The 4793-nt window shown below is 34.3% G+C and carries 3 protein-coding genes; all 3 read right to left on the bottom strand.

Going from position 1 to position 4793, the window contains the following annotated elements; translation table 11 throughout:
- Positions 1-34: 34 nt before the first annotated feature.
- Genes FPG59_RS13935 through FPG59_RS13925 form a run of 3 tightly spaced genes read right to left on the bottom strand, consistent with a single transcriptional unit; the run spans position 35 to position 4681 of the window.
- Positions 35-1498 carry a SusD/RagB family nutrient-binding outer membrane lipoprotein gene (locus FPG59_RS13935; RefSeq protein WP_086455189.1) on the bottom strand — a complete coding sequence of 488 codons (1464 nt, stop codon included), beginning with the start codon at positions 1496-1498 and terminating at the stop codon, positions 35-37.
- A gap of 14 nt (positions 1499-1512) precedes the next feature.
- On the bottom strand, positions 1513-3753 hold the full coding sequence (locus FPG59_RS13930) for a TonB-dependent receptor (RefSeq protein ID WP_086455188.1): 2241 nt from the start codon (positions 3751-3753) through the stop codon (positions 1513-1515).
- 4 nt (positions 3754-3757) lie between these two features.
- Positions 3758-4681, bottom strand: coding sequence for a TonB-dependent receptor plug domain-containing protein (locus FPG59_RS13925; RefSeq protein ID WP_086455187.1), 924 nt, complete (start codon positions 4679-4681; stop codon positions 3758-3760).
- Between the last annotated feature and the right edge of the window lie 112 nt (positions 4682-4793).

Raw genomic sequence — 4793 nt, 5'->3', positions numbered from 1 at the left:
TCTCATATAGAGAAGGTTTTAAAGTTTATTTTTCTTATTGTCTTGTGTCCCAAAACACCCTAGCACTCATATTAGCTTTTTGAGTAGCATTCTCAGGATTTAAATCAATCTCTAATTGTGGATATAGTAAAGATCTTGGTATGAAAGTAGTAAGAGCATTAGAAGGAAGAGCTAACACTGGAAAACCAGTTCTTCTCCAATCAGACCATGGCTCAGAAACTACACCATAATTAGCTACATATTTTTCATTAATGATCTGCTCTAATTGCTGCGCTGGCGAACCAGCAAGAGTACCATTAGCTACCAAATATGCCGTTATATCAGAAGAAGCAACACCAGCACTTTCCATAGAAGCTCTAATACCGGCCTGAAAGAAAGTTTGAGCTGAACCAGGTGAACTAAATCTTAAAGCAGCTTCCGCTCTAATAAAATTATACTCTGCAAATGTCAACATACGGATTGGAGCTGAACCAGTATACGTAGTACCAGTTAAAGCGCCTCTTAAATATGTATGAAACTTAGAATATCCACCAGGGTTAGCTGGTGCTCCTGATACTGCACCAAGATACTGTCCTGATCCTGCAGGAAACTGTGTGAAGAAAAATTGTCTTCTTGGATCATTTTTAGCATTCATCATGTTGACGATCTTGGCGTTTACAACAAGATTTCCTGCACGTAATGTTTCAAACTGATCTATAGGATTTCTTGCATTAGCTGCATCAACGAAATCCATTTGAAAAGAATCAGCATTACTAACCATTAATGGAGCGCCTGAATTTATTAACTGATCGATACCAGATTTTGCGAAAGTTGGATTTTTCTCACTATAATGCAAGAACAACCTCATTTTTAAAGTATTAGCAAGTTTAACCCAATTAGCTCTAGTAGTAGTGAAAGTTCCAGGGAAAATAGAACTATTAGTTCCCGGTGAAATTGTAGATGTAGGAGCATTAACTTCAGCTATACCCTCATTAAGTAAAGAAATTAAACTAGTGTAAATTGCCTCATCAGAATCAAACTTTGGCTTAACATTAGAAGATAATTTCTGACTGTCAGTAAAAGGAATAGAACCCCAAGCATCAACAGCTAAATGATAAGTATATGCCTTTAAAATTTTAGCTACACCTGAATAATGTGGACTGTTATTTGCATTGGCACCTTTAATTACATTTTCAGCATCGTTCAATACTACTGAGTATATATTTGACCATAGATTATCAACATCAGAACCAACAATTAAAAACTGTTCATAGAACTGAGTTTGAGTAGTAGCTCCAGCTGATTGCCCAGAATACTGCTGCATTAATAATGAGCTATATCGATTTAAATCACTACCCGCTAAAAATCCAACATTTACCGTTAATGAAGTTAATTGTTGATTAATAGGAGCAGCACTTACACTGCTTGGATCAATATTAGTATCCCCAAATTCACATCCGCTTGTTAACAACGCAACAATGAATACTGAAGACAATATTTTGTTTCTAAATTTTTTCATTTTTATAAATATTATTAAAGTACAACTTTAAGATTAACACCAACTGTTCTTGTATTTGGTAAAGAATTAAATTCAAGACCTTGTGCGTTACTAATACCTAACGCATTTTGTTCAGGATCAAAGTGAGGATAATTAGGAGCACTTAAGAATAAGTTTCTACCAAAAGCACCAATCTCAAATTGCTTGAAAGGAGTTTTATCTAAAACTTTAGAACTTAGTCTGTAAGACAAAGAAACCTCTCTAACTCTAAACCAAGAGGTATCATAAATGAAACCTTCTGCAGCAACGTATTTACCTGTATTTCCATAATATGCTTGTGATGTAACACCAGTAACATTAGGTTGACCAGCATTAGGCCCTGAAGCGTAAACACCTTGATACACATAAGGAGTAGTTTGTGTTACGTTATCAGACTGAAAACGAGGGAATTCAGCAGTTTCAGCACCAACACCATTTCTTTGAATATCTGCTATGTTTCTAGAATATTGATCTCCACCTTCACGAATGTCTAACAATACATACATACTAAAATTCTTGTATGAAAATGTATTCGTTATACCCATTGTAAAATCAGGATTTGGATTACCTATTTTTTCAACACCTGCTGTAGGTAAAGGTAAACCTGTTGCAGGATTGATCAACATTTGACCATTTGCATTACGCTGATAAGCGTTACCATAAATCTGACCATACTCATCACCAGCAACTAAACGGATGTTTGGAGTTGTAAACCCACCTAAGAAGATATTTGTAACTCCTGGAGCAAGTTCATCTACTTTAGAAACAAACTGAGTATAGTTAACACCTAGATCCCATGAAAAATTTCTTGACTTTATTGGAGTACCGGACACAGCTAACTCTACACCTCTTGTAGACAATTTACCTGCATTTTGCAATACATTAGTAACACCTGATGCAGGTGAAACAGGAACACTTAGAATAACATTTCTTGTCTTTCTTTCATAAAAAGATGCATCAATACTAAGACGGTTATTAAAAAATGCCATTTCAGTACCAAAAGCAAACTCTCTTGTAAACTCTGGTGTTAATGCTGCATTACCAGCAACATCTGAAAGCTCAAATCCTGCATTTCCATTAAAAGGAAAAACAATATTAGGACCAAAACCATCAGAGGCAACTGCACGATTGAAATAAGAATCAGTTGAGTAAGCAGGAGCACCTTTACCAACTTCACCTAAACTAGCTCTAAATTTAATTAAATTTATTTTATTTCCAGATTTCAAACCAGGAAAGGCTTCTGTTAACACAAAACTACCAGAAACAGCAGGATAAAAAATAGAATTATTAGCTGGTGATAATGTTGAAGACCAGTCGTTACGAGCCTTAAAGTTAACAGACAAGAAATTCCTGTACTCAATTACCGCATCTGCAAAAACACCAAACAATTTTGTATTAGTAATAAATGACGAAGGATTATAAGTTACTGCATTAGACAAGTTAGCAAAACCTGGAACTACAAGATTGATACCAGTAACAGTGGATTGAAAACTATAATTATTATTAAATTCATTACCTAAAGCCCCTGATAAGGTGAAATCACCAAACTTTTTAGTTGCATTTAAAGTAAAGTAAGAGTTAAGGTTGTGTACATTTGTTGCACTTTCAACCAATCCACCAATGTTAGTAGACCCTGCAACATTTCCAGAACCTCTATTACCAATTTGATCAAAACCAGCACTATTAAGATTATAAAAATCAGTACCAATCTTAAAATCAGCATTCAACCAAGAAGCAAAATCATATTTAGCATTGAAATTAGCTAAAATTCTATTTACTTTATCATTATATGTATTGTTTTTGATTGTCCAATATGGATTATCTTCACCTCCAGCATACAACTGCTGTCCAGTTGCGTTCTCAAAAGGTAAACCAGTTAAATTGTAAGATCTAGGTGTAAAATAACCTCTGAAAAAAGGATTAGAAAGGTTATTCCCTTGCATTGTTCTTTCTGAAGTAGTGTTCGTATATGTAATATTAGCACCAACGTTCAATTTATCAGTCACCTGAGTGTTACCTGAAAAAGTAAGGTTATTTCTAATTAATTTATTATTATCAATTACATACGTTTCTTCAGTATTACCTAATGCTAATCTGAAAGTTGATTTTTCAGAACCTCCACTAAAACTTAAATTGTTTTGTGCGTTGTAAGCAGTTTTAAATATATCCTTAACATTATTAGCATAAGCTCTCAAAACTTCAGGTTGACCAAATGAATTTATGATGTTTTGCCCCATAATTTTAGGACCCCATGATAGAKRCARTCATCGTTCCAGTAGCATTAGTTCTATTTGGTATAACAGTTCCAATTTGCGCAGGAGTCAAAGTACCGTTTAAACCTTGAGCATACTCATTTTGATAATCAGGTAATCTATTTACAGTACCAATATTATAACTTGAATTGAAAGTAATAGATGACTTCGCACCTTTTTTACCTTTTTTAGTTGTAATCATGATAACTCCAGACGCACCTCTTGAACCATAAAGTGCAGTTGACGCAGCATCTTTTAATACTACTACACTCTCAACATCTTCCGGGTTAACATCAATAGCACGATTTGACGGAGATGCTCCTCTTTGCAATTGAGCTCCTCCTCCACTATTATCAATTGGAACACCATCCACCACATATAAAGGTTGATTACTTCCTGTAAACGTTGTAAACCCTCTAATAATAACACTTGATCCAGTAAAAGCACCTCCAGAACCAGATACACGCAAACCAGCAACTTTACCTGCTAGTTGATTTGTAACATTGGTAGCTCTTGCTGCAGTAAGCTCAGCTGCATCAATTTTAGGAGTAGAATACCCTAAAGACTTTTTATCTCTTTTAATACCAAAAGAAGTTACAACAACTTCTTCAAGAGTATTAGAAGACTCAACCAACTTCACATTAACAGTAGAAGAACCTGTTATAGCTACTACAGTTTCTTTCATACCGATAAATGAAAAAACTAAAGATTGTCCAATAGACGCCTTAATTGAGTATTTCCCTGATAAATCAGTTTGAACACCAACTTTAGTTCCTTTTACAAGAACATTAGCTCCAGGGATTGGTCCTGAAGCATCAGATACTATACCTGAGATAGTTCTTTCTTGGGCAAAAGAAAACTGCATAGAGAACGCTAGTAAAAGCGTAAAAATCCATTTAAATTTTGATCTCATATTAAATATGTTTTGATTTAGTTATGTTACAAAAATCATAATAAAATATCAAAGAAACAAATTTTTAGAAAATTTAACACAAATCAAATTACACTATTAATGTTAATAGTAC

Source organism: Flavobacterium sp. FPG59, assembly GCF_002150205.1.
Lineage (GTDB): Bacteria > Bacteroidota > Bacteroidia > Flavobacteriales > Flavobacteriaceae > Flavobacterium.
The sequence above is the reverse complement of the archived record's forward strand: the minus strand, read 5'-3'. Positions and strand labels throughout refer to the sequence as shown.